The 23,489-nt window shown below is 63.9% G+C and carries 34 protein-coding genes and 2 pseudogenes; 17 read left to right on the forward strand and 19 right to left on the reverse strand.

Translation table 11 applies throughout. The features are described from left to right. Window positions 1-82 precede the first annotated feature (82 nt). Together glgA and glgC are read right to left on the reverse strand one after the other, a co-directional pair. The gene (gene glgA, locus OKW27_RS34920; protein ID WP_429336113.1) at window positions 83-1,543 is read right to left on the reverse strand and encodes a glycogen synthase GlgA; all 1,461 of its coding nucleotides are present in this window, start codon (window positions 1,541-1,543) and stop codon (window positions 83-85) included. 139 nt (window positions 1,544-1,682) lie between these two features. Then, window positions 1,683-2,945, reverse strand: coding sequence for a glucose-1-phosphate adenylyltransferase (glgC, locus tag OKW27_RS34925; RefSeq protein ID WP_090803975.1), 1,263 nt, complete (start codon window positions 2,943-2,945; stop codon window positions 1,683-1,685). Window positions 2,946-3,421: 476 nt separating this feature from the next. Between glgC and OKW27_RS34930 the strand changes: the two are divergent. After that, a pseudogene (locus OKW27_RS34930) lies at window positions 3,422-3,844 on the forward strand (alpha/beta fold hydrolase); the annotation flags it as partial. A 70-nt stretch (window positions 3,845-3,914) separates the two neighbouring features. Beyond that, window positions 3,915-5,705, forward strand: coding sequence for a recombinase family protein (locus tag OKW27_RS34935; protein ID WP_429336114.1), 1,791 nt, complete (start codon window positions 3,915-3,917; stop codon window positions 5,703-5,705). Between the two features lie 45 nt (window positions 5,706-5,750). Here OKW27_RS34935 and OKW27_RS34940 read toward each other — a convergent pair whose 3' ends face one another. The 15 genes from OKW27_RS34940 to OKW27_RS35010 all read right to left on the reverse strand — a co-directional run bounded on the left by OKW27_RS34940 (window position 5,751) and on the right by OKW27_RS35010 (window position 11,921). Continuing rightward, window positions 5,751-6,032: a hypothetical protein gene (locus tag OKW27_RS34940; RefSeq protein ID WP_429336115.1), complete on the reverse strand. Its 282-nt coding sequence runs from the start codon at window positions 6,030-6,032 to the stop codon at window positions 5,751-5,753. A gap of 148 nt (window positions 6,033-6,180) precedes the next feature. Then, window positions 6,181-6,402 carry a hypothetical protein gene (locus tag OKW27_RS34945; protein WP_429336116.1) on the reverse strand — a complete coding sequence of 74 codons (222 nt, stop codon included), beginning with the start codon at window positions 6,400-6,402 and terminating at the stop codon, window positions 6,181-6,183. Next, the gene (locus OKW27_RS34950; RefSeq protein WP_429336117.1) at window positions 6,368-6,577 is read right to left on the reverse strand and encodes a hypothetical protein; all 210 of its coding nucleotides are present in this window, start codon (window positions 6,575-6,577) and stop codon (window positions 6,368-6,370) included. The genes OKW27_RS34945 and OKW27_RS34950 overlap by 35 nt, the downstream gene beginning before the upstream one ends. Window positions 6,578-6,585: 8 nt before the next feature. Continuing rightward, on the reverse strand, window positions 6,586-6,813 hold the full coding sequence (locus tag OKW27_RS34955; protein WP_429336118.1) for a hypothetical protein: 228 nt from the start codon (window positions 6,811-6,813) through the stop codon (window positions 6,586-6,588). Continuing rightward, window positions 6,800-7,306, reverse strand: coding sequence for a hypothetical protein (locus tag OKW27_RS34960; protein ID WP_429336119.1), 507 nt, complete (start codon window positions 7,304-7,306; stop codon window positions 6,800-6,802). Before OKW27_RS34960 ends, OKW27_RS34955 begins: the two co-directional genes overlap by 14 nt. Continuing rightward, entirely contained in the window at window positions 7,303-7,851 is a 549-nt protein-coding gene (locus OKW27_RS34965) for a hypothetical protein (protein WP_429336120.1), read from the reverse strand. The genes OKW27_RS34960 and OKW27_RS34965 overlap by 4 nt, the downstream gene beginning before the upstream one ends. A 3-nt stretch (window positions 7,852-7,854) precedes the next feature. Then, a complete protein-coding gene (locus OKW27_RS34970) occupies window positions 7,855-8,367 on the reverse strand; it encodes a hypothetical protein (protein WP_429336625.1) in 513 nt (170 codons plus the stop codon). Beyond that, window positions 8,364-8,603 (reverse strand): hypothetical protein, encoded by a 240-nt coding sequence (locus OKW27_RS34975; protein WP_429336121.1) that lies wholly within the window; start codon window positions 8,601-8,603, stop codon window positions 8,364-8,366. The genes OKW27_RS34970 and OKW27_RS34975 overlap by 4 nt, the downstream gene beginning before the upstream one ends. 5 nt (window positions 8,604-8,608) lie before the next feature. After that, window positions 8,609-9,682: a hypothetical protein gene (locus OKW27_RS34980; protein WP_429336626.1), complete on the reverse strand. Its 1,074-nt coding sequence runs from the start codon at window positions 9,680-9,682 to the stop codon at window positions 8,609-8,611. 5 nt (window positions 9,683-9,687) lie between these two features. Next, window positions 9,688-10,596 (reverse strand): YqaJ viral recombinase family protein, encoded by a 909-nt coding sequence (locus OKW27_RS34985; protein WP_429336122.1) that lies wholly within the window; start codon window positions 10,594-10,596, stop codon window positions 9,688-9,690. A gap of 26 nt (window positions 10,597-10,622) precedes the next feature. Continuing rightward, window positions 10,623-10,943 (reverse strand): hypothetical protein, encoded by a 321-nt coding sequence (locus tag OKW27_RS34990; protein ID WP_429336123.1) that lies wholly within the window; start codon window positions 10,941-10,943, stop codon window positions 10,623-10,625. Window positions 10,944-10,961: 18 nt separating this feature from the next. Further along, entirely contained in the window at window positions 10,962-11,249 is a 288-nt protein-coding gene (locus tag OKW27_RS34995) for a hypothetical protein (protein WP_429336124.1), read from the reverse strand. Window positions 11,250-11,305: 56 nt separating this feature from the next. Beyond that, the gene (locus tag OKW27_RS35000) at window positions 11,306-11,467 is read right to left on the reverse strand and encodes a hypothetical protein (protein ID WP_429336125.1); all 162 of its coding nucleotides are present in this window, start codon (window positions 11,465-11,467) and stop codon (window positions 11,306-11,308) included. Further along, window positions 11,464-11,712 carry a DNA-directed RNA polymerase subunit alpha C-terminal domain-containing protein gene (locus OKW27_RS35005; RefSeq protein ID WP_429336126.1) on the reverse strand — a complete coding sequence of 83 codons (249 nt, stop codon included), beginning with the start codon at window positions 11,710-11,712 and terminating at the stop codon, window positions 11,464-11,466. Before OKW27_RS35005 ends, OKW27_RS35000 begins: the two co-directional genes overlap by 4 nt. Continuing rightward, window positions 11,709-11,921 carry a hypothetical protein gene (locus OKW27_RS35010; protein WP_429336127.1) on the reverse strand — a complete coding sequence of 71 codons (213 nt, stop codon included), beginning with the start codon at window positions 11,919-11,921 and terminating at the stop codon, window positions 11,709-11,711. The genes OKW27_RS35005 and OKW27_RS35010 overlap by 4 nt, the downstream gene beginning before the upstream one ends. A gap of 496 nt (window positions 11,922-12,417) precedes the next feature. Here OKW27_RS35010 and OKW27_RS35015 point away from each other — a divergent pair, with 496 nt between their 5' ends. The 15 genes from OKW27_RS35015 (at window position 12,418) to OKW27_RS35085 (ending at window position 22,572) form a co-directional block, all read left to right on the forward strand. Then, on the forward strand, window positions 12,418-12,735 hold the full coding sequence (locus tag OKW27_RS35015; RefSeq protein WP_429336128.1) for a hypothetical protein: 318 nt from the start codon (window positions 12,418-12,420) through the stop codon (window positions 12,733-12,735). Between the two features lie 263 nt (window positions 12,736-12,998). Further along, window positions 12,999-13,700, forward strand: a complete 702-nt coding sequence (locus OKW27_RS35020) for a hypothetical protein (protein WP_429336129.1) — start codon at window positions 12,999-13,001, stop codon at window positions 13,698-13,700. Next, window positions 13,697-13,900 carry a hypothetical protein gene (locus OKW27_RS35025; protein ID WP_429336130.1) on the forward strand — a complete coding sequence of 68 codons (204 nt, stop codon included), beginning with the start codon at window positions 13,697-13,699 and terminating at the stop codon, window positions 13,898-13,900. Before OKW27_RS35020 ends, OKW27_RS35025 begins: the two co-directional genes overlap by 4 nt. 11 nt (window positions 13,901-13,911) lie before the next feature. After that, window positions 13,912-14,853 carry a hypothetical protein gene (locus OKW27_RS35030; protein ID WP_429336131.1) on the forward strand — a complete coding sequence of 314 codons (942 nt, stop codon included), beginning with the start codon at window positions 13,912-13,914 and terminating at the stop codon, window positions 14,851-14,853. Then, entirely contained in the window at window positions 14,831-15,352 is a 522-nt protein-coding gene (locus tag OKW27_RS35035) for a hypothetical protein (RefSeq protein WP_429336132.1), read from the forward strand. Before OKW27_RS35030 ends, OKW27_RS35035 begins: the two co-directional genes overlap by 23 nt. A gap of 10 nt (window positions 15,353-15,362) precedes the next feature. Next, window positions 15,363-15,830 carry a hypothetical protein gene (locus OKW27_RS35040; RefSeq protein ID WP_429336133.1) on the forward strand — a complete coding sequence of 156 codons (468 nt, stop codon included), beginning with the start codon at window positions 15,363-15,365 and terminating at the stop codon, window positions 15,828-15,830. Next, window positions 15,827-16,093: a hypothetical protein gene (locus tag OKW27_RS35045; protein ID WP_429336134.1), complete on the forward strand. Its 267-nt coding sequence runs from the start codon at window positions 15,827-15,829 to the stop codon at window positions 16,091-16,093. Before OKW27_RS35040 ends, OKW27_RS35045 begins: the two co-directional genes overlap by 4 nt. Window positions 16,094-16,155: 62 nt before the next feature. Beyond that, the gene (locus OKW27_RS35050; protein ID WP_429336135.1) at window positions 16,156-16,512 is read left to right on the forward strand and encodes a hypothetical protein; all 357 of its coding nucleotides are present in this window, start codon (window positions 16,156-16,158) and stop codon (window positions 16,510-16,512) included. Window positions 16,513-16,580: 68 nt separating this feature from the next. Next, window positions 16,581-16,904, forward strand: a complete 324-nt coding sequence (locus tag OKW27_RS35055) for a hypothetical protein (RefSeq protein WP_429336136.1) — start codon at window positions 16,581-16,583, stop codon at window positions 16,902-16,904. Between the two features lie 47 nt (window positions 16,905-16,951). After that, window positions 16,952-17,671, forward strand: coding sequence for a hypothetical protein (locus tag OKW27_RS35060; protein WP_429336137.1), 720 nt, complete (start codon window positions 16,952-16,954; stop codon window positions 17,669-17,671). A gap of 27 nt (window positions 17,672-17,698) precedes the next feature. Beyond that, window positions 17,699-18,016: a hypothetical protein gene (locus OKW27_RS35065; RefSeq protein ID WP_429336138.1), complete on the forward strand. Its 318-nt coding sequence runs from the start codon at window positions 17,699-17,701 to the stop codon at window positions 18,014-18,016. Next, window positions 18,013-18,222, forward strand: coding sequence for a hypothetical protein (locus OKW27_RS35070; RefSeq protein ID WP_429336139.1), 210 nt, complete (start codon window positions 18,013-18,015; stop codon window positions 18,220-18,222). The genes OKW27_RS35065 and OKW27_RS35070 overlap by 4 nt, the downstream gene beginning before the upstream one ends. A gap of 1,011 nt (window positions 18,223-19,233) precedes the next feature. Continuing rightward, window positions 19,234-20,259 (forward strand): hypothetical protein, encoded by a 1,026-nt coding sequence (locus OKW27_RS35075; RefSeq protein ID WP_429336140.1) that lies wholly within the window; start codon window positions 19,234-19,236, stop codon window positions 20,257-20,259. 406 nt (window positions 20,260-20,665) lie between these two features. Next, the gene (locus OKW27_RS35080; protein WP_429336141.1) at window positions 20,666-21,262 is read left to right on the forward strand and encodes a hypothetical protein; all 597 of its coding nucleotides are present in this window, start codon (window positions 20,666-20,668) and stop codon (window positions 21,260-21,262) included. A 14-nt stretch (window positions 21,263-21,276) separates the two neighbouring features. Continuing rightward, complete coding sequence (locus tag OKW27_RS35085; RefSeq protein ID WP_429336142.1) at window positions 21,277-22,572, forward strand: site-specific DNA-methyltransferase; 1,296 nt, start codon at window positions 21,277-21,279, stop codon at window positions 22,570-22,572. Here the strand turns inward: OKW27_RS35085 and OKW27_RS35090 are convergent. Both OKW27_RS35090 and OKW27_RS35095 read right to left on the reverse strand, forming a co-directional pair. Further along, the gene (locus OKW27_RS35090; protein ID WP_429336143.1) at window positions 22,554-22,991 is read right to left on the reverse strand and encodes a DUF3489 domain-containing protein; all 438 of its coding nucleotides are present in this window, start codon (window positions 22,989-22,991) and stop codon (window positions 22,554-22,556) included. The genes OKW27_RS35085 and OKW27_RS35090 overlap by 19 nt on opposite strands. A gap of 64 nt (window positions 22,992-23,055) precedes the next feature. Continuing rightward, window positions 23,056-23,420: pseudogene (locus tag OKW27_RS35095) on the reverse strand (hypothetical protein). Window positions 23,421-23,489: the final 69 nt, after the last annotated feature.

Genomic DNA, 23,489 nt, shown 5'->3' on the forward strand with positions numbered 1-23,489 from the left:
CCGTCCCCGTGCTGTTGCGCCGAACCATCAAACGCGCGTAAAGATTAACGAAACCTGACGGTTCAGCGTGCGGCCGGATGCTTCAGACGAGCTCGCGATACAAGGCCAGATAGCGGTCGGCCGACGCGCCCCAGCCGAAGTCCTGGCGCATCGCGCGCCGCTGCGTGGCCTTCCATTCGGTGCGGCGTCCGTACAGCGCGAACGCGCGGCGGATCGCCGAGGCGAGTCCCTTCGGATCGAAGCGTTCGAACACGAAGCCGGTGGCGAAATCGTCGGCGAGGTTTTCGAGCGATGCGTCGGCGACCGTATCCGCGAGCCCGCCGATGCAGTGCACGAGCGGCAGCGACCCGTAGGCGAGCGCATAGAGCTGCGTGAGCCCGCACGGCTCGAAGCGCGACGGCACCGCGACCACGTCGCTGCCGGCGATGATCGTATGCGCGAGGATTTCGTCGAAGCCGAGCTCGACCGCGACCGATTCCGGATGCGCCTGCGCGACCATCCTGAGGCCATTCTCGAGCGCCGGATCGCCGGTGCCGAACACGACCAGTTGCCCGCCGCGCTTGACGATCTCGGGCACCGCGCCGAGCAGCAGATCGAGGCCCTTCTGCTCGGTCAGCCGGCTCACCACGCCGAACAGCAGCGCGTCGCTTCTCTGCGCGAGGCCGAAGCGCTTTTGCAGCGCTTCCTTGCAGGCGAGCTTGCCCGCCAGTCTCGACGCGCTGTAGTGCGTCGCGAGCAGCGTATCGGTGGCGGGATTCCACACCGTGTAGTCGACGCCGTTCAGGATGCCGCTCAGATCGTGCGCACGATGGCGCAGCAGTGCATCGAGCCCGCCGCCGTGCGCGAGCGTCTGGATTTCGCGCGCATAGGTCGGGCTGACGGTCATGATGCGCTCGGCGTAGTAGAGCCCCGCCTTCAGGAACGACAGCTGACCATAAAACTCGACGCCGTGCATGTTGAAGAAATCGTGCGGCAGGCCGAGCAGGCCGAACTGATGCGCGGGAAAAATCCCCTGGTAGGCGAGGTTGTGGATCGTGAACACGCTGCGCGCGGGCGCGCGGCCGTGCTCGCGTTCGGCGGCCTTCAGGTAGGCGGGCGCGAGCCCCGCGTGCCAGTCGTGCGCGTGGACGATCTGCGGCGACCACGTCGGGTCCGTTTGCTGCGCGAGTTGCGCGGCGACCCAGCCGAGCAGCGCGAAGCGCTGCGCGTTGTCGCCGTACGGCACGTGTTCGTCGTTCAGATACGGGTTGCCGGGGCGATCGTACAGCGACGCGGCGCGGATCACGTAGACGGCGAGCCCGTTGGTGGGCAGCGTGCCGCGTTCGAGCGTCACGTTCGGCGCGCCGAAGCGGCTGCCCAGTTGCGCGACCGGCTGCAGATCGCGCAGGCCGGCGAGCACGGCCGGAAAGCCCGGCAGCAGCACGCGCACGTCGGCGCCGCGCTCGATCAACGCGGACGGCAGCGCGCCCGCGACGTCGGCGAGACCGCCCGTTTTGAGGAGGGGATACAGCTCGCTTGCGACGTGCAGGGCGCGAATCGTCATAGGCCGGGTCTCTGTCGGGGTGGCAGGGTTGCTCGGGGTCGGCAAATAGTCAGTGGTGGTTCGGGCGAAGCCGGGTGAAGCAAGGTGAAGCCTGGCCGGCGGCGCGTGGCCGCCGGCGCGGGCAGCGGTGGGCGCGCTACTACGGATGCTCGCGCAACGCCTCCTGCGTGACCAGCACGACGCCTTCGTCGGTGCGATAGAAGCGCTCGGCGTCGCGCGCCGGGTCTTCGCCGATCACCGTGCCTTCCGGAATCGTGCAGCCACGGTCGATCACGACCTTCTGCAGGCGGCAACTCGCGCCGACCGTGACCTGCGGCAATAACACTGCCTCATTGATATTACAGAACGAACTCACTTTCACGTTCGATGACAGCACCGAGCGCGAAATCTGCGAGCCCGAGATCACGCAGCCGCCGCAGACGATCAGATTGTTGCCGGAACCCTGCAGCCCCTTCATGTCGCGTACGAACTTCGCGGGCGGTAGCTGCTCCTGGTATGTCCAGATCGGCCATGACTCGTCGTACAGGTCGAGCGTCGGTATCGTCGAGGCGAGGTCGAGGTTCGCGGCCCAATACGCGTCGATCGTGCCGACGTCGCGCCAGTACGGCTCGACGCTCGGGTCCGACGACACGCACGACATGCTGAACGGATGCGCGATCGCCACGCCCCGCGTGACGACGCGCGGCAGGATGTCCTTGCCGAAGTCGTGATCGGTATCGATCGCGGCGATGTTCTCTTCGAGCTGCGTGTACAGGTAGTCGGCGCTGAACACGTAGATGCCCATGCTCGCGAGCGCCGTGTCGGGGCGACCGGGTATCGCAGGCGGGTCGGCCGGTTTTTCGACGAAGCCGGTCACGCGGCGATTTTCGTCGACGGCCATCACGCCGAACGCGACCGCTTCCATGCGCGGCACCTCGATGCAGCCGACCGTGCAGTCGGCGCCGCTGTCCGCGTGATCGGCGATCATGCGCGTGTAGTCCATCTTGTAGATGTGGTCGCCCGCGAGCACGACTACGTACTTCGGGCGGATCGAGCGGATGATGTCGAGGTTCTGGAACACCGCATCGGCGGTGCCGCGATACCAGTGCGCGCCTTCGACGCGCTGCTGCGCGGGCCACAGGTCGATGAACTCGCCCATCTCGCCGCGCAGGAAGCTCCAGCCGCGCTGCAGATGCCGCAGCAGCGAATGGGCCTTGTACTGCGTGACCACCGCGATGCGGCGGATGCCGGAATTCAGGCAATTGGACAGCGCGAAGTCGATGATCCGGTATTTGCCGCCGAAGTGCACCGCCGGCTTCACGCGCTTGTTCGTGAGCGGGCCGAGCCGGGTACCGCGTCCGCCGGCGAGGACGATCGCGAGGGTAGTGCGCTGTAAGTCGTTCAGCCGTGCCGGAGTATTCATATTTGTCTCCTGTCGATCGGAGTGAGCCCTTCAGCACTCGCTCCGACCGCATGCAAGATGGTTGCTTGATTGATATACCCCCGGGGGTGATCTGGTCGCTTCCTCTGCGCTGATGATTCGGGCTGCCTGGCAGTCGTGCCGCATTGCCGTTCTTCGCTGCCTGTTTTCGCGGGTCCGTCAGTCAGTTCTAGCACCGATTGGACGCGAGCGAATAATGTTTATTGCGGGGGCCGCGTGGCGGATCATCCTCAAACGATCGCCTGTTACGGCGCGTTTTTCGGTGCGGCGCAACACATTGGCCACGAGGTCGTGTCCGGACGATGCTTGAGCCCAGAACGCGCAATATGCATGCCATCTCGCCACGGCCGTGTGCCGTGTCCGCAGTGCACGACTGGCGGCGGAGTTCGGCGGCGCATCGTAGAATCGTGCGCTCCCTGCCTCGTGCATCCCTATTGCGTTTTTTGCAGAGCATCCCGATGAATCTTCACCGCCCATTCCTGCTTGCCCTGTCGAGTGTCTGCGCCTGCGCCATGTTGTGCGCGGCGTCTGTCGCGGTGGCCGCCACGCCGGCGGGCGTGCCGGTCGGCGAGGCGAGCCCGGCCGTCGCGAGCGCCGCGGCCGCGTCTTCCCTCGACGATTCCGGCCCGGCCTACGGTCCGGAGCTGCAGGGCTTCAGCTACCCGGCGCCGGTCGAACGCTTCGAATTCACCTCGCAGGGCGTGCCTTTGCAGATGGCCTTCATGGACGTGAAGCCCGCGCATGCGAACGGCCGCACCGTGGTGTTGCTGCACGGCAAGAATTTCTGCTCGGCGACGTGGGACGCGACGATTCGCCGGCTGAGCGATGCCGGCTATCGCGTGATCGCACCGGACCAGATCGGCTTTTGCAAATCGAGCAAGCTGGTTGTCTAGTTTACAAACCCGTTTTGGTATAATGGGGTCCCTTCAAAATTCACCCACCGACCCCGCCATGACCGCCACTACCGCCCCGCGCCCCGCGCGCCGCTTGCCCCGGAAACCGGCTCAAGCGACCCCGGCAACAGTCGCCCGTCAACCCCGCCTGTTCACCTACGCGCGCATCTCCAGCAAGAAGCAGGAGACGGGCACGGGTATCGCCCGTCAGGACGCCTACGCCGAGAAGTGGGCGGCAGAGAACGGCTTCGTGCTTGACCGCGAGTTGCGGCTAGAGGATTTGGGTCTTTCCGGCTACCACGGCGACCACGTAAGACGCGGCGCGCTCGGGCGATTTCTCGATGCCTTCGACGCGGGCGACGTCCTGCCTGGCGAGGGACTCGCCCTTGAGAGCCTCGACCGTTTGAGCCGTCAGGAACCCGTGTTCGCGCGCGAGCACTTCGACCGGCTCGTTCGGGGCGGAATACGCATCATCACAACGAGCGACGGCAAGGAGTTCTCCCTCGCCGCTTACCGCGAGGACAAGACGCGCTCGCTTTGGGCCGAGCTTGTGTTCATGCGCGCGAACGAGGAAAGCGAGACGAAATCGCGGGGCGCACGAAGCGCGCTCAAGACGCACTGCGAGAACTGGCAAAAAGGTGCGCGCGGGTTCCTCGTTGGTTCGCCGCGCATGTTCAGCGAGGCGAAGGGACGGATCACGCGCGGAACCGACCCGTGGTGGACGCTGTACGATCCGGCCACCAACTCGATAAGGCTGGTTGACCAAGGGGCCGCCGCCGTGCGCCGCCTTGTCGCTCTCTACATGCAAGGTAACGGAGCGCTCGTAATCGCGCGCCGAATGAAAGAGGAAGGGTTTGAAATTGGCGACGGCACCGGCAAGCACTGGAACACATTTCAGGTACAACGAACGCTTGAGTCGCGCGCGCTGATCGGTGAAAAGGTGTTTGAAATCGAGGGCCAGGAATACGCGCTCGAAGGCTACTATCCCCCGATCCTCAAACCCGACGAATGGGATGCGCTGCGGCTGTTCTGGAAGAATCGCGAGGTGCCCCGCGCAAACGCGGATGTGCCGCCGATCCTCACCGCTAACGGCGTTGCATTTTGTGGATCGTGTGGTCATCCCCTAATAGCGTCCAATCAATACAAGTCGCGCGCAAAGAGCGGCAGGGTGTTCATCCGCCGCCTGCGCTGCGGCCACTCAATCAAAAAAGACGGTGCCTGCCGGTGCGAGGTAGATAGTGTTCTCGCCGCGCCCATCGAGCGCGCCGTGCTCACCTTCTGCGGCGAACAGTCCAACCTCGACCGACTGTTCCGTTCAGACGCGAGCGCGAACCCGGCGGCGGAAAAACTGGAAGCGAAGCGCACCGAGGCCGTGTCGTTGCAAGCGAAGATTGCACGGTATGAGGAACGCCTTGAGGACGAGGACGATCCCCTTACCAAGACCGAACGCAAGGTGCTGCGAGATACTGAAACGGCGCTGGAGCGCGTAACCGCAGAGGTGCAGGAACTGGAGCGCGAGGCGCGTGTCGGTACACATCAAAAGGTGAGCACCGCGAAGGAATGGTCAGCGCTGCAAAAGCGTGTGCTGGACCTCGATCCCGACGCGCGCATGAAGGCTCGCAAGCTGCTCGCTGATACGTTCGAACGCATCGACCTCTACATGCACCCGGACCCCAAAGCGGATAAGTCGGCCCCCGTCCATGTTCGCCTCAGATCGACACAGGGGGCCATGATCGGGCTGGCAGTTGATCGGCGTACGGGTGACATCGTTGGCGAGTTGTCGAAGGTGCCAAGCCCGGAAAAGCTGACCGAGGCAAAGCACACGTCACGCGCGCCGCGCAAACGGTAAGCGCACCGGCAGAAAGAGAAAGGCGACCATCGCGGTCGCCTTTTTTTATGCACGGTCCTGTAATAGCCCATCGGGCGTGGAGTAGATTCGCAGCAGCTTCTCGCCCGTGAGGAACTGCCGATAGGCAAGGATCGCAAGCTCCCACAATTCCTTCGCCACGTCGGGGCCTGCATCGAGCACGTCGCCTCGCTCGTCGATGATCGCAAGCGTTGCCGGCTTGCCGTCCTTGCCCGTGATCGTGAAGCGTTCCCACATGAGCGCGGTCACGGTCGAGTGCTTGAGCACCGGACAATTCTCTGGGTCTTCGTTAGCGTTGGGTTTGCTCATTGTCCGTTCTCCTTTCTCAAGAATATTGCGGCCTGTTTGAGCGCCTGTGGGTCCTCGCCGTAGGGATGGGGCCTTCGCCTGCGGCCCGAGGCCAGCGTGTGTCCCTGTAGGGGGCTCGACGGTATGCGTTTGCTGGACTCACGGCCCATTACCCGTTCTCCTTTCTGCTAAACAGGCGTAGCGGCGGAAGCGGACCGCCCTTCACGACGAAGCGGACCAGCCGCAGCACCAGCACCGGCGTCGCGCCCGCGTCGACCTCGACGGACCCGCGCGTGACGCCCTGAAGCGCTTCGCCGTCGATGAGTACAAGCGGACGTTCACCGGTGAAGTCCAGTTCAGCGACTGGACCCGGAATCTTCGTCGATTGCATTTCCATCCTCGTCCCTTGCTATGAGTTCGAACAGGCTGGCGACCGAGTCGAAGCACGCTTCGCACAGGCCGGAGACCTGCGTCTCGATCCAGCCGACTTCGCTCCAGACGTTCGCGTCGGTGAACCGGGCACCGCAGGAGACGCAATGCGTGCGGTAAATGTCCTGACGCTGCACGCCGGCCCTCACCAGTTCGCCGGGTCTGCGCACGCGGTCTCGCCCCACGTACAGGCTCCGCACTTCGCGCCCGCATAGACGACGTGACCGTCAGACAGACCGTTCACGCACGGCGTCTCGCCACAGACCTCGCATTGCCGGCCGTAGTCGGGGACCCACGCGTCGACCAGCGTCGGCGGCGGCGCGGGCTCGGCCGGCGCGAGCTTCGCGCGGGCCTTGCGACTACGCGAGGACATCGCACATCTCCTCGAGCAGTTCGGGCGTTGCCGGCTCGTCCTGCAGTGAGCGCTCGACGTCGGCCTCGCGGCCATCAATTCGATCAATCGCCGCCGTGCTCAGGCCGAACATCGCGGCGAGCGTGCGCAGTGCGCTGGGCCAGAGTCGCGGCGGCGCGAGGTCGTGGACGTCCATCAAACCGGTCAGCAATGCGGCGTGAGCGAGCAGGAACGCGGCGAAAGTCTCGTGGCGCTCCGTTCTGAATTCCGGCGTATCGAGCCGCATGAGCAGACCGGGAATCCGGTTGTGCTCGAACGCCGCGCTGTAGACCGAATCGGGAATGACCGAGCCGATCGCGCACGCGCGGCCGCCCTGTCCACGGTAGAGACGATCCTCCGTCGTCCGGGACGTGCTTGGTGCGCCTTGAGCGAGCAGATGCCGGGCGACGTGATTGAATACGGCCTGCGCATCCATCCGTGCAAGCTCCTCGATAGTCGGATAGCGCGTCATCATGCGACCTCCTCGCGTTCGGTGGTGCTCGCCGTCGCGGGCGCGCGGGTTTGCGCCGCGACGTTCGCGATCAGGTCGAGCAGGTACGCCGACGTGGAGAGCCGGTGCGCCGGCGAGTGCTCGGGCGGCGCGCAGCGCTGCACGTGAGCAATGGATTTGCCGATCACCGTCTCGCGCAGGCCATAGCCGCGCGCGATTTCCCGCAGCGCTGCCGGCCACTCGGCCGGCGCTCGCGCGTCGTGCATACCCTGCAGGTCGCGCAGCAGCGACATATGCCGGCACAGGAACTCGGCGAATCTGATCCCGTGGTCCGTCTTGCACAGGATCGCCGCGACGTCGCGCACGCCGAGGTGTTCGAGGCGCGGCGAATAGACGTCGTCGGGGATCAGCCAGCCGACAGCGCAGCGCTTGCCATCGGGGGCACGGTACCTGCACCTCGCGGACTCATGCGCCATCGACTGCCCGTTCTGCCGGAGCAGTTGCCACGCGACGATATCGAATACATCCTGCGTATCGAGCGTCATCAGGTAAGCGGTCGTGATTCGCATGATCTACTCCTCCTCGTCGTCAGCGTCGGTATCAACTGCGTTCGTCAGATCGATGGTCGTCGGCACCTCACGCTTCAGCAGGCCGACGAGCTTCGCCGTCTCCTCGGGCGAGGGAAGCACCTGCGCGCGCGCAATGCACGCAACGGTCCCGCCTTCCTTGCACGCGATGGTGAGCCGTCCGAACTTCGATTCCGTAAAGATCAGATCGCCCTTGCCACGACCGTTGCCGAGGTGCAGATGCAGGCCGACCGATCCATACTCGCCAGCCCACTTGAGCGTGCCGAGCTGGGGGAACCTGACGTGCGTCGAGGGGCGCGCGTCGTCGCCGAGCAGGTCGGACTCGTCGGGTGCCTCGTAGAGCGAATCGCGCAGGCGGTCAGCGAGCGAGTCGAGGTAGGTGTTCGGCAGGTCGAAGCCGATCTTGATGTCGACCGCCGTGCGTTCCTCCTCGCCGTGCAACTCGGTCCTGACGTTCAGGTGAAGGATTTTGACGGGATGCCTTGAGAGTTCGATCACGAGCAAGCCTCCGAAGTAGATGAACGGGCGGCGAAGCGGCGGGCCTCGTCGTAGAGCAGGGCAAGCGCCTCGACGCCGGCAGGCTCGGGCAGAGCGGACAATTCGTGATTGAAGTTCAGCATCACCGTGAAGCCGGCAAAAAACGCGATCTTCAGGTCGTGCAGTTGCCCGTTCGTCGCGTCCTCCGCGACGTAGCGCTTGCGAAAGAGAAGCCAGCGGCCCTGGATGGTGTCCATGACGATTACTCCTCCTCGAAGCCGTCGGCGCGCTCGCGATAGAGTGCCTGGAGTTCGTCGCGCTGATCCTCGGGACTGACGTGGCGGATCAGGTCGGCCGCCTCGTTGAGCGCTTCGACGGTTGTCGCTGCGTTGAGCGCGTCGGCCACTTCCGCATAGGTGAGCGCACGAGGTGCTTCGTCGTGGTCGGCGGCGCGCGGCGCGCTGTCTTTCTTTTTCGCGCCCGCTTTCAGACGCGCCTTGGCCGCAGCCGTGCCGCCGCCCGAGGCGGCGCTCGCAGCGTCCTCACCGGCCGTTGCGTCCTTCGCGTCCTCGCCCTTACTGAACCACTCACTGGCCTCGCTCATGCCGTCGCGCAGCGACGCATAGATGCGCTTCAGGCCGACGACCTGCGCCGGCGCGATGGCGTCGAGCCGGCGCTGGATACGCCGCTCGATCATCTCCTTCGTGACGCCGTACTCGCCGAACGCATCGACCATCTTCGCCATCGCCTCGGGGCTCGTGTCGGCCTTTGCCTTGAGTGTCTTGTCGGCCTGGACCATCGCCGTATCGATCACGTCGCCGGGAATAATCGCCTCGAGGCAGGCGCGCACGCGGCGCTGCGCCTGATTCGCGCACAACTCGTAGATGTCGCGCTCGTCCTTGAGCATGTAGCCGCCCTTGTTCGTATCGCGCCAGTGCGGGACGATGAAGGCGATACGCTTGCGCGTACGGGTCTGGAGATCGACCGCGACGGCCTCGACCTCGGAGAACGGAACGCCGCGCGCATCGACGCCGCGCGAGCGCTCGCGCCACGCCGCATCGACGTTGCCCCAGATCGCCGCAATTTGCTCCATCGCCTTGATGCTCGGGCCACGGATCTCGGTGCCGCCGCGCGAGTACGCATACTGTGCTTTCTCGGCGAGGCCGAGACGCGTGAACGCGTTCTCGATGCGGTCAATCGCGCGGACCTCGTCGCGCGGGAATTGCTGCGCCATCAGATACGTCACCTGAAGGTCTGCGAGTTCGCGACTCTGATCCTGACGCGCGCCGGCCGTCTCAGTCAGATCGCGGCGCGGGCCGAAGGGCTGTTCGGTCATATCGTTCACTGCTTCTCTCCTTTGCGTGCGCTGAAACGGAAATCGACATACGAGGCTGGCTCGACGGTGTAGCCGTCCCGGTTGATGATCTTTCGCGTATAGCCGCCACCGTTCGGCAGCAGCCCGACCGATGCCTCGCCCATCAGGTGAAGAATTCGCGCCTTCGCGGCCTTCGCGCCTTGCTCCATCAACGCTGCCTGTTCATCGAAGTCCATACGGGCGTAGTGCAACGCCTCGGCCTCGGGCGGGAGCTTTACCGTCTCGCCGTTCGTGCCCGGGAACATCTTCTTCAGCAGGGGGATCGCGGACTTGTGGCGATAGTCGAGCGCGGGCGGATCGCCTGCCTGGACGTGCTGCCAGAATTCGGCCTCACCTTGCTCAACGAGGTCGATCATTTCCGGGTCGCGCTCGATGTGATAGACCTTCAGCGAGTTACCGCCGACGCACGCCGCAAGGTGCCAGACGTCATAGCCCGAGGTTGCAAGGTAGTGATGGCACTGCAACAGGAACTCTTGCGGCACCTGATCGGAGTGCTCCTCGCCCCATTCGCCGAAGCGGTACGAGAGGGCATCGACGTTCTTGCATTCGAGCCCTTCGCGCTTGCCGTCGATGGTGCGGTCGTAGCTCGCGAGCATGTAGGGCAGGCGCGGGTGCTGCGCAAGCTTGTTGTGCCGGCGCAGCTTTACGCCGTAGCGCTTCGCGTACATATCGGCGATCACCTGCTCGATCAGCGCGCCGAACTCCATACGCTCGACCGAGTCGGGGCTGACCATCACGTCGCCGGGGATCAGGTCGAGCTTTTCCTGATAGAGCTGGAAGGCCGTTTTGTGGCGCGACTGACCGAGCGCCGCCGCAGCGTCGCTACCACCCACGCCTTTCTTTCGCTCCTCTAACCATTGCTCACGCGCGTTCATCCTGTCTCTCCGTTTTCCCTGCCGTGTTAGTCCCGCGCGTTCCCGCGCCCGCTGTTCACCTCGCGGAAGTGAACGCGGTCGTAGGTTCGCCAGAAGTCGCTGTAACCTTTCGGCAACCAGTGAACCGCCACGTCTCCCTGCGAGTTGATCGTCCAGCAGCCTTCGACGCGGACACCCTTGGCGCTCGTTGCGTACGCGTACCTGAAGCTGTCCGAATGCTTCGCGCAGGGGCGGTCGGTCAAACGAATCTCGCCGCCCGCGTGGTTCGCCACGATGCCGACCGTCTCCCACGCGAGGCACGCGGAAGCGCCTAGCATCAGGACCGTTACTGCCAGAACTTTCCGCATCAGCGTTTCTCCTTTATCTCATTCGACTGCGCAGACCCGTTCCACCAGGTAGGCGATCAGGCCATCGATGCCGGCTTTGCAACCTTCGTGCAGCACTTCGAAATGCGCCGATTCGCCGAGCGCGCGGGCTGCGAAAATTGCCGCAGCGACGAGCGCAACGCGGCGTACCGACGCGATACGTCGGCGGGCACCGACGCAGGCCGAGCCGTGATCCGCACGGACGGCGGCCGCCAAAAATTCCTTCAGAGTCATTTGTTGTTCACCTCTTATCCGGTCGCGCAGTACGCCCTCCAGACGCCTGCGCAACTTGCGATTACCTGAGCACCGATCCGCCCGCGACCGGTAGCTCGGGCGAGAGGTGATCAGGACAATGGGATGCCGTACAGCCTGCTGATGGGCGTACGCGGTTCGTCGTATTTCCAGCGCTGTACCCACCACTGGCGGCGTAGCGCTTTCGGGATCGTGCGCAATACGGAGCGATAGCTCATCGGCTTGCGCCTCGACGTGAACCGGTAGCAGGTCATGACAACGCTTCCTCGGCGGCTTCCTCGCCGACGCGCAGATCCAGTCCGTAAAACGTGAGCACTTCACGGATCAGCGCGACCGAGTGCTTGCCAATCCCGCGCAGTTTCATGAGGTCGTCGGGCCGCTTCGAACGGAGCTTTTCGAGCGTCGAGATTCCGCCCGCGCGCAGAGCGTTCGTCGTAGCGACCGGCAGGCACAACGCCTCGATGCTGACCGGGAGGTGCCTCGTGGTGCGCGCGTTCATGCCGGCACCGCCTTGCGCACAACGACCACCGCGCACCAGCTGCCGGATTCGAGGTCTTGCCTCGGGCCGAAAACCTCGGGGCAGTGCTCGATGGGCGTCGCGTTCTTCACGTCAAGCGCGGCCGAGCGCACATCCTCGCGATCTACACCGGTCACCGTCACGCGGCCGGCGCCGTGCTCGTCGGTATCATGCTCGATCAGGATTTTCATTCCGATTTTCCTCGCCTCGGGTTAAATGCCCGGCAAGGATGCGTCAGTGATTTTCTAATTGCAACGGCCGATTTTTGTCACGATTTTGTATTAACCGGCTATCCAGTTTGATTTCAAGTCTCGTCTCACTGACATTCTCAACTCTTATTCACGTTCATTCTCAACTCGCGCTTAGACCCGTCTGATCTGGAATTTAAGCAAACTTCGCCCCGAACTTCGTCCCAACTTCGCCCCGAACTTCATCCCAAACTTCGCCCCAACTTCGCCCCGAACTTCGTCCCTGAACCCCCAGGGTAGACACCTATGCGGTAGGCAGAACGGTGCATCAGGCGCGCAACGCTACGGAAATTTTTTTGTACGACGTAAAAGCCACTCAGGACGGGCCTCTCGCCGGAAACGCCCTGCACACGGGGCATTGCGGGGATTGTTTTCCGCTAATGGCCCGACTACGATGTGATTCACCAGTCAGCAGCAAAACCGGAGCGACGTCAGCGACATGGCACGAGTCTGGCAGCCGAAGATTCCTCAGGGGCACGCGGCCCTGCGCGAAGCAATCGACCTTTGCGGGTCGAAGGCTGAACTCGCCCGGCGCGTGGCCCGGTTTGTGCCGTGTACGGCATCCCGCATGGAGCAGTGGTTGCGGCTCGGGATGCCCGTGCCACCGGCGTTTGCGCCGTTCATTGCGCAGGCCGTAGACAACCGCGTGAGCGTGCTGCGGCTATGTCCCGAGTACGAACGCGGCTGGGCGCTTCTGAGCGAGCAGCTTCCCGCCATCGAACGAGAGAGACGAAAAAAGAAGGTTCCGGGAGTCTGAGACCGTTCGTAGCTCGTTTGTGCATCAACTGTCGATCCAGTCGAAAAAGCTTTTGAGTGGCCTTTAAGGGACCGGCTTAGGCTTATTGCGCGCATTCACCTCAAAAAAAATACCTCCGGGGGACTCACCGGAGGTATGAGGTTTTGTCTTTGGGATTAACCCATGACAAGTGGATGCACTGAAGATATCACGAGGTCGCCGTATTAAGGAAGCAGTTGGAGTTACGCGCCGCTTTACACGAGTTTCTAAAAAGGAACTGACAAGTGGATATCGAGACTTTGAGTGTTGATGAATTGCGGCAACTTAGCATTCACCCGCTCGCGGCGCACGTTCCGCCGAGCGGGTTCGTGAGCGTACGCGACGCGATCCTCAATCCGGTCGTGTTGCTCGACGGGATGCTCGTGGACGGTCGCGGCCGGGTGCGCGAGGCGATCCGTCTCGGTCTGCCATGTCCCGTGGTTCACATCGATCCGTTACGCGACGATCATCCGGCGCTGGTCATCGCCCGCGCGATGACGGCGCGCGTCCCGCAGCCCGATGTCCCGGTGCGCGCGGTGGTCTGCGCGCGTCTCGTCCGCGAGATCCTGCTGCGTCCCGAGTGGCTCGACCGCTACGACCAGGGAATTGCCGCGCGTCTGAAGAAGCGCAGGAACCTGGCCGGCCTGCTCGACGCCTGCGCGATCTCGCTCAGGACCTACGACCGCGCACACACGGTGCTGCGCGACACGAGGATCGAGGGCGCAGTCGTCGCCGGCCTGTTGCCGCTGAAAACCGCCGAGCGGCTGGTCATGGTCGCTGACGCTGATCGTCGCGCGCAGTTCGCCCGGATGGCTCCCGACAAACGCGAGCTTGCGATCGACCGCTACTTCGCGCGCGTGAGCAAGCGTCGCCACGTAGCGCAGCGCTCGTTCGATATTTGCACAATCAGCGCCCGCGAAGGCGGCCGCATCACCGGAGACGAATGATGAATCCCGAGAACGTGATCCGCCTCGAGATCGATACCGGGCGCGCGACGCTCGTGCTCGACGGCTACGTGCGCGCCTTGCGCGGGGCGCAGGGCGACGCGCTGCCGGTGCTTCAGGCCGAAGCCCAGCCGGCCGTCGACGCCGTGATGCGCGCGCGCAACCTGATGACGGTCCGCGCGTTGCCGTGCGAACGTGACTGAGGGCGACGATCATGCCACGCTCGCGCACCGTCAAGGGCGGCTTTTTTCGCTCACCCGATATCCAGCACACGCCGGTCGATTGCCGGCTGCTGTTCATCTCGCTGTGGACGCAGGCCGACCGCGAAGGACGCCTCGAAGATCTGCCGTGGAAAATCCGCGATGAGGCGTTCCCTTACGATCATGACATCACCGAACAGCACGTCGACCACCTGCTCGACATCCTCGATCGCCGCGACCTCATCACGCGTTACGTTGTCGATAGACAACCGCTTATCGTCATCACGAAGTGGAGCAAGCACCAGCATCCGCATCCCAAGGAAGCGGAGAGCGTCCTGCCCGCGTCACCCGCGTCGTCCGCAAACGCCCGCCAGTCAAGGGTGCAATTTCTAGGTGCGGGCGAGTGCGCATCCGGTAATGACCCGGTTCTCACCCAGGTGCGAACCGACCGGGCACGTACTTCTGATACTTCTATGTCTTCTGGTACTTCTGGTACTTCTAGTACTTCTGGTTCTTCTGTTCCTTCCGGTCCTTCCACGCTGCGCGCTCCCCATACCTCGTCGCCAGCTTCCAAGACCGTAACGCGCGAAAAAAAAACTTCGCGCGGCGAACGGTTGCCCGAAGGCTGGGTTTTGCCGCTCGCATGGGGGCAATGGGCCATGCGTGAATGCACGTTCTCGGACGCGCAGGTGCGCGAGATAGCTGCAGTGTTCGCGGACTTCTGGCACGCGGCCAGCGGCAGGAACGCCACGAAGCTGGACTGGTTCGCGACCTGGCGCAACTGGTGCCGCCGTGCTCGCGACGAGGGACGCCATCGCATGAATGGCCACAAGGAGACGATCCACGATCGCCGCCAGCGCACCGCCGAAGCGTTCGGTGTTGCGCCGGTCAAGCGCGACGACAACGTGTACGACCTGCCCCCCGAGGACTGCCATGTCGTCTCCGCAAAACGGTGAGACGCGCGGCTCGTGGCTCTGGCGCAAGATGCACGCGTGCTTCGGTTCGCGGTTCCTCGACATGTGGGCGTCGGTCGACCAGGCCGAGATGGAGCACGAATGGTCGCTCGCGCTGCGTGGCATTACGCGCGAGAACCTGCAACGTGGTGTCGCCGCGATGTATCAGCGCCGCACGCCGCCAACGCTTGGCGAATTCCTCGCACTGTGCGAGCCGGTGCCGCAGATGTATCGCCAGCACGTATTGCCCGCGCTCACCGATCAGACCCGCGCATCGCCCGATGTGGTCGAAGCGAACCTCGCCCGGATGCGCGAGATCCTCAAGCCGCTCACGCAGCCGAAGCAACCCGGCATCGCGTGGGCCTATCGCCTGCTCGCGCGCGCTGATGCAGGGGAGCCGATCACGCTGCATCAGATCGCGTTCGCGCAGGAGGCAATTGCGAACTGGAAGCGCTCGCACGGCCAACACGGCAACCGCGAGCCCGGCAGCGACGACGAGTGAGGCAGCAGACATGCGTATCGAGTTCACCGTGTACGGGCAGGCGGCGAGCAAGGCGAACAGTCGCCGGCTCGTGACGATCAATGACTCGCCGCGTTCGATTAAGTCGAAGGCCGCGCTGGCGTTCGAGCAGTCGATGCTGCGGCAGATTCCGCCGAAGGCGCGTCTGCGTCTCAAGGGGCCGGTGCGCGTCGCGATCCGCATCTGGTACGCGAGCGAGCGACCAGACCTCGACGAGTCGATCATCCTCGACTGTCTGCAGGACCGCTACAAGACGCGCAAGACTGCCGCAGGCGATGTGCGCGAACTCGTGCAGCGCGGTGTCGTGTGCAATGACCGCCAGTTCCGTCAGAAGGTGATTATCCACGGCATCGACCGCGCGAACCCGCGAGCGCACATCATCATCGAGCCACTCCAGGCGCAGCAGATCGAACTCGCGCTGCTCGACGCTACCGATCCATTCGAACTGGTCGACGTATGAACACGAACAATCGACTTACCCGTCAGACGCTCGCGCTGCGTGTGCATCTCGCGCACGATAACGAGCGGTTACGCGAAGCGCTGCGTCTGATCGTGGAGATGTGCGAGAACACGACGAGTGCGCTCACCCTCGATGATGTCGCGCGCGTCGCGCGTACGGCGCTCGTTCACGCGACGCCGGAAAACGAAGCACTGCGGCATCCCGACGAAGGAGTCAACGCGTTGACTAATGCGCCGGCTCGTTCGTCTCCTGGGCAGGTGTGATTGCTGGCTGCAATACCCGAAGCGAGGGCGGGGATTCTCTCGCAATCCTTAAGGAGTGGAAAATGAAGAAGGCGCTTATGGCAGTACTGGTGATGGCTGCGTTCGGCGTCGCCCATGCAGCGTCGGGCGGCGCAGGTGCGGCCGGATCGTCGTCGGGTGCCAACTCGGTCGCGGTGACTGGTGTTGTCGGCACCGGAGCCGCCGTTGAGGGCACCACCAACGCAACGACGGGCACCGCTACGGTCGTCACGGTTGCAGGCTCGGGCGGCGGCGGCTCGGCCGGCACGCAGACGACCGCGAGCACGACGAGCGCGGGCCTGTCGGTCGGTGCGACGTTCGGCGGCGGCTTCGGTCTGACGGGCGGTGCTGCCGGTTCGCAGGCCGGGTCGGGCGGCATCGGCGGCTTCGTGTTCCCGTAATCCGCTGAAGTGATCGGGGTGCCGTCCGCACGGGCGGCACTTCCGCCACGATCTTCAGGGGACACTCGATGAAACGCGCACTCATGGCGGTACTTGCGCTGGTTGCGGGTTCAACCTTCGCGCAGAGCAGCACCACGACCGTGATCAACGGAACCGGCATCAACTTCTCGGCGACGGCGCAGCAGGACGTCGGCGGGCAGACGGTAACGCTGACCATCGGCAGCGGAGCCGCACCTCGACTGACGAGCGCACCGTCGTCGTCGCCGGCCGGCGTAATGGCCTCGACGTTTTCCGCAGGCCTTTCTGTAGGCGCAATCCTCGGGGGCGGCTTCGGAAGCACGGGCGGGACGTCAGGGACGCAGGCCGGCGCGGGATCGCTGACCCTTCCGTAGAAAACACTCAGGACCGCTCCCTCGCGGGAGCGGGTTATCAGGCAGACATGGCGGGCGGAAAAATGAAAAACGTCTTGCTGTTATCCGTTCTCGCGCTGGCGTGCTGCAACGCTCACGCGCAATCGGCTACATCAACGAGCAGCGGCGCTGCGCAAGCGGGTGCCATTGCTATCGGCGGGGGCGCGTCAACCTCCAACGCGCTCGGCGGTGCGGGGGGCAACGGTCAGGGTGGCGCGGCGTCGAGTGCTGTCACCGTCAACATCGGCTCGACCGATCCGACATCGGGTGGCGATCCGGCGACGGCGAGCAACGCGCAGCAGGTGGCTTCGGGCGCTGGTTCGACGACGCAGGTGAAGGAAACGCTCAAGACCGTGGGCAACCCCGGCGCGGCCAGCTATGGCGTCTCGTTCTCGCAGTTCAACTGCGCGAATACCGCTGCCGTGGGGGCCGGCTGGTTGGGGGGAGTGTTCCAGCTGGGGGGCGGAGTGGAGAGCAGCCCGTGCAACGACCGGGCGAACGCTTCGGCACTGTTCCAGATCGCGGGGGCGCTTCAGACGACGAATGCAGCGCTTTCCTCCCAGCTCTATCACGCCGCGATTTTGTTGATTGGCAACAGCACGAAGGAAACCCGCGAGGCACTGGCGCAGGCCGGCGTAAGTGACTGGGTAAAGACGCCGCCGGTCGCGGCTGCAACGCTGCCCGACGGCGCGAGCGCTTATCCGGTTGCAACGCCGGATAGCGGGAGCCCGGCGACGTCGCATCACTAAAACTTTTTTCGCGGAGGCGACTGAAGCATGAGCGACGCCGAAATACACGACCTGCCGATCAGGGCGCGGCGCGACCTTGGGGACGAGCGCGTGCTCAAGGCGGTTCACACCGGGCAGTGCTGGCACGGCCACGGCTTTATCGTTGACGAGCAGTTGGCCGATGTTACGTGCGCGGCCTGCGGCGGGAAGCTCAACCCGTTGTGGGTGCTCGCGCAGCTTGCGAACCGGGAGAACCGCTTTCACGAACTGCACGCGCCGTATCAGGACGAACTCGCACGCCTCGCCGAGCGGCAGCGTACGAAGTGCGAGCGCTGCGGACAGATGACGAGGATCAGCCGATCATGAGCCACCGCTGCCGCTGGCCCGGTTGCGCGAGGATCGTGGGCGATGACCTCTGGGGGTGCAAGGCGCACTGGCGTTTGCTGCCGTCGGACCTGCGCGCGTGGATCGGTCGAGCGTACCGGCAGGGCATGGACTCCGACACGCATCCGAACGCGAGCTATCGCCGCGCGCATCGCGCCGCGCTCGGCTGGATTGGCGAGCACCGGTAAAGCGCGTCCATTACCCCTCGATTCGGCGCAGGGCGGCCCGATTCTTGCCCTGAAGGACCGAAGTCGACCCACTTCGGCCGCTCAGTCCAGCATGGCGCTAACGGCGGCTCCCGAGGTCAATTCGGTCACATCTCGTCCGGCCAACAGTAGGACCCCCTCAAAGTTCGACGATTTCGGTATCTATGGTTAGCGCAAGCCACGCTATCACGACTGGCGGCGGCGAATTTTGCTACCTTGCCGTTCGCTTCTATATGCCTCAACGCAGCGCAATCTCGACGTTTCAGCAAGGACGGTATCCGTAAGCAACCGCTGAACAACGCTAATTGATTCATTCTCACAAGTTAGAGCAAACAGTCGCATCGTTCGTCGTTCCCTGTACGGGAAATTGGCCGTGCTCACCCGATTCTCTCGGATTCGTAACGGGAACCGCCGCCTTCAACCTTCAACTACGCGTGGGACATTGCCGCCATTTTGGCGGGGAATCGTAAGCTGAGTGATCTTTAATAAAACCAGTTCGAAGTTTGGCGGGTGCGTTGGCAAACCACTGCCGCTCAGATAAGTACGTCGGAACGTTACTCGAGATTCTGTTCGCGCATGCCGGGTTGGCGCTCATGCCGATCTTCGATTACCGGTCGTAAGCCGTAAGTCGTCGTGTGGTCAGGGACGTAAGACGTGGTTGCAGGAGGTGTCATAATGCGAACCATCATCAGTGTCCGGTCAACGTGGTTTAAGGAATTTCTCGCGCAAACAACGCTCGCCATGTTGGCAATCGTAACTGTCCCGCCTCCTTCCGCGGCCCAGGCTATTCTCAACAATCCACCTCCTCCTACAACACCCAGGTCGCAAATACTCCCCCAAAAGGTGCAGCCACCTGTGCGGCCGCGTGACGCCTGGCGTCAGATGATGGAGCGAACTCCTGCCCCCAAAGGCGGGTGCTATGTCGCAACATATCCTGATACAAGTTGGCGTTCGGTTCCATGTTCCACCACGGCTCCTCAGGTCCCTCACCCTATGCCTTTGACGCCCGTGGGAGCAGGGATTGGTTTTCTCGCCAGTGAGGTATTTGGACCGATATCGTCAGCGCATGGGTCTTTTTACAGTGTGACCGGCGCGACTGGGATCACGAGCGTATTTAGCGATCCCAGCAGTACGTCGGCGGGCACATTTTCCTTGCAACTCAACGCGAACACTTTCCCGACAACCCTTTGTCCAGCCACCGCAGAAAATTGCCATGCAGGCGAGCAATTTATCTACGACAACAATGGCAAAAACAGCTCCGTGTACATTCAGTATTGGCTGCTTGCCTATCCCGACTCTAAATGCCCGATCCCAGCAACAATTCCGGACGTCTCGCATAAGTGGCAATGGTACGGGGGATCTGCGGGAGCGAATGGTTGCTATATCAATGGCCATATGACGCCGGTCCCGAACCAATCGATTTCCCAACTGGCTGCGCTTAGCCTTTCCGGATTTAACAGCTCGACGCAACAATTCGCCGTGCTGGAAACGGAGCTTGGCGCTCAGGATCTTTACGGCGCTCCCGACGACGGAGATCTGCTCGGGCTTGGCTCAAACTGGAGCGTAGTGGAGTTTAACGTGTTTGGTTTGAGCAACGGAGCGCTGGCACAATTGAGCGGCGGTACGACGATTGTTACGCAAATCGACGTGAACGTTGGGAATTGGGCTGCAGCGCCGGTGACCTGCGATCCGGCGGGCATTACTGGAGAGAAGAACAGTTTGACGCTTGTTCCGCCGTGTTGTGTTGTTCAGTTCGGGCCGGCAGGTCCCGGAACCGAAGCCGTGAATCGCATACTGTTCACCGAAAGTAACGCGCCCGGCGCAACTTCGGTATGCGCTTGTCCGACGTCCACTTCGTGGGATCCGAGCCAGGAAGCGTGCACGTCGCCACCGGTTGGTACTAACCGCTGCTTCTCTGGATTGGGTTCCGATGAAATCTGGTGCCCACGGCTAAATCGCTGTTTAACTCAATCGGAATACAAGGCTGAATGCCTGTTCCAAAAGCCCACTCCGCCATGAGGGAGGTCGGGCTTCGCTGCGGGACAACAGCTTTCCCCGCATTTACCACTGTTTGAGCAAGGTTGCCGTGCCTCAGCGGCCGAGTGACTACTTTTGTTCGAGCCGCGAAAAGTTGGACGACAGCTATTTGCGTCGACCAGCCGTTCTAGTGGCGGCGTTGCCCGACGGTCCAGCGGCAATAGTTGGCCGGAAGCAGGCACGGGGTGAACGACGCGGCCCGACCGGGCCTCGAAACAACGGGCATTTGTAATTCCTTGACAGATGGCTGATCACCATAAAATTTGACAATCGACAGAAGATGCCTATTATGGCCATTAATCAGGACGCTCCCTCGTTGCGACCTGATTCCGAACAGCCCGCGCAACGCGGGCTTTTTCATTTCGACCTCCTCCCGGAAAACTTCACCATGCGCGACTTCTACGCGGGCACCGCTGCGGCCCTGCGGGATGCGCTACGTCACGCTGTCGAGCGTGGCGGGGCGTGCTCGCTTGGCGTTCTGCATCAGGGCGTGCCGGGTGCCGCTACCCTGAGCGGCGACGCGGCGACCGCACAGGCCGGCCGCATCCGCCGGCAACTCGACCGGCTTTCACCGGTCCCGCGCGCGCTGATCATCGTCGCGTACGCGCCGCGCGATATCGTCTGCGCCTGTCGCGCGCCGTGCTGCTCCGGTCGATATCCGAATCCCGAGTGGCGCGAAGCGCTCGAACAGGTCGTCGCACATACCTCGCCGTTGCTCGCCGGTCACGTGCCGAACATCCGGTTGCGTACGGCGATCGTGACGAACCTGCTCACGCGGACCCACGAGACCGCCGTCAGCCTCGCGCAGCGCTGCGGCGTTCATCGCAACACCGTCGCGGAGCACACGACGATCCTCGAAACCGCGCTGATGGGCAACCGGCAGCACGCGGGCGAACTCGACGCGGCGTTCACACGCATCGACACGCTACTGCGTGACGCCGCTATCGTCACCGAGCCCGAGCAATCGGCCGCTCACGCCGCGTAAGACCTTCCGCCGCCATGCCATCTTCAACGCAACGCGCCGCCAGCCGCGAGCCCGCCTGGCCCGCCGACGCCGTCGAACGCTGGCCGCTTGAGCGCATCCACGAGTCGCCGCGCAATCCGCGCACACACTCCGAGGAGCAGATCGCGCAGGTCGCCGATTCCATGCGCGAGTTCGGATGGACCATGCCGGTACTCGTCGATGAGACAGGCGAACTGATCGCTGGTCACGGCCGCGTACGCGCCGCGCGCCTGCTCGGCTTTACCGACGCGCCGGTCATGATCGCGCGCGGCTGGTCCGAGACCCAGATCCGCGCATACCGGATCGCGGACAACAAGCTCGCGCTGAACGCCGGCTGGGACGAGGAACTGCTGCGCATCGAGTTCGGCGCACTGAGCGAGGTCGGCTTCGATCTTTCGCTGACCGGCTTTGACAGCCGCGAACTGGACGATCTGCTGGGACCCGACGGCGACGCAGAAGGCGCAGACGATGACGATGCGCCGGCCTGCCCGGAGTTGCCGGTCAGCGTGCCTGGCGATGTCTGGGTGTGCGGCCCTCACCGCGTGATGTGTGGCGACGCACTCAACGGCGCGCAGATGGCGAAGCTCATGGACGGCGAGCCGGCAACGCTGGTCGTGACCGATCCGCCATACAACGTCGCCTACGAGGGCAAGACGAGCGAGCGCCTGACGATCGTCAACGATGCCATGTCCGAGAAGGCGTTCCGTGCGTTCCTGCTCGCCGCGTTCGAAAACATGATGGCCCACTGCATTGCCGGCGCACCGGCCTACGTTTTCCATGCGGACACGCAGGGCGCGAATTTCCGGCGCGCGTTCACTGAAGCGGGCTGGTATCTCGCGCAGTGCGCCGTATGGGTGAAGCCGGTGTTCGTGATGGGACGCCAGGACTATCACTGGCAGCACGAGCCGGTGCTCTATGGCTGGAAGCCGGGCGCGGCACATCGCTGGTACGCCGACCGGAGCCAGTCGACGACATGGGCATTCGACCGTCCTTCGCGCAGCGAGGTGCATCCGACGATGAAGCCGGTCGCGCTGCTGGAGTACCTGCTGACGAACAGCAGCCAGCGTGGCGACGTAGTGCTCGACGCGTTCGGCGGGTCAGGCTCGACCCTGATCGCGTGTGCGCGCATGAAACGCGCGGCGCGGTTGATGGAACTCGATCCGCGCTACTGCGACGTGATCGTACGGCGGTGGCAGGAGTTCAGCGGAGAGCGCGCGATCCGCGAGGCGGATGGCGCGTCATTTGATTCGCCGGTGGAAGCCGGCGTCGGGCGTCAGGCGGCGACCTTGTAGATGCGCTTGCCGTCGACGCGCACGCTCTCAATGGTCAGGCCCAGCTTCTTCTTCGCGGTGCCGCTGATGAAGCCGCGCACCGTGTGGGCCTGCCAGCTGGTCGCGGCCATGATGTCCTCCAGGGATGCGCCTCCGGGTGCCTGCATCATCGCGACCACGCGGGCCTGCGCGCTGTCCTCGCGCGGTGCGCGCGTCGCTGCCGGCGCGGCTGCAGGTGCCTTGCGACCGGCCTTGGTGGCGGGCTTGGTTGCCACCGTGCTGGCCTTCACCGGGGCCTTCGCGCCGGTAGCGCGAGCGGCCTTCGCCGGGGCCGCCGTGGGGGCTTTTGTGGCCTTCTTCGCGGCCGTCTTGGCGGCGGCCTTCGGCGCTGCCTTGGAGGTGGTCTTCTTCGCTGCCGTGGTGGTGGTTTTCGTTGCCATGTTTGCTGCTCCTTTGCTTCGGTTGGTTTGCTTGCTTCGATCGGTTGGTTGCGCGTCGGGCGCGTTATTCGTTGGCGATGTTGTCGCAGTTGATGACGAATCCGGTGAGGTAAGGCAGGCCACGCGGGATGCCGTACTGGCGCTGGTATGCGCGCCGATCTTCCAGCCCATCCACTTCTGCGTGGCGGCTTCGATCGCGGCGGCGAGTTCCAGCCCGCTGTGCATCGCGTTGTGGACGTCGTCCGCGAAGTGGCGTCCCGGCACCGCGTCGAGGAAGGCTCGCACCGCCTCGGCCGATTCGCCGGTGGCCTTCGAGACCGCCTCGATTGCCAGCGGCCAGGCGGCCTGCGCGTATTGCTCCATCGTGCCGAAAAAGCCCCAGCTCTCGTTGCGGGTGGCGGGGATCGGGGCGTTCGTCGCTGCGTTCATTTGCGTGGCTCCGTATTGCGTTGGGGTGACGTGATTAACGCTCTGGTCGCAGACGAAATCCAGTTGTTT

The sequence above is a fragment of the Paraburkholderia sp. 35.1 genome (assembly GCF_050436525.1).
Classification (GTDB): Bacteria; Pseudomonadota; Gammaproteobacteria; order Burkholderiales; family Burkholderiaceae; genus Paraburkholderia; species Paraburkholderia tuberum.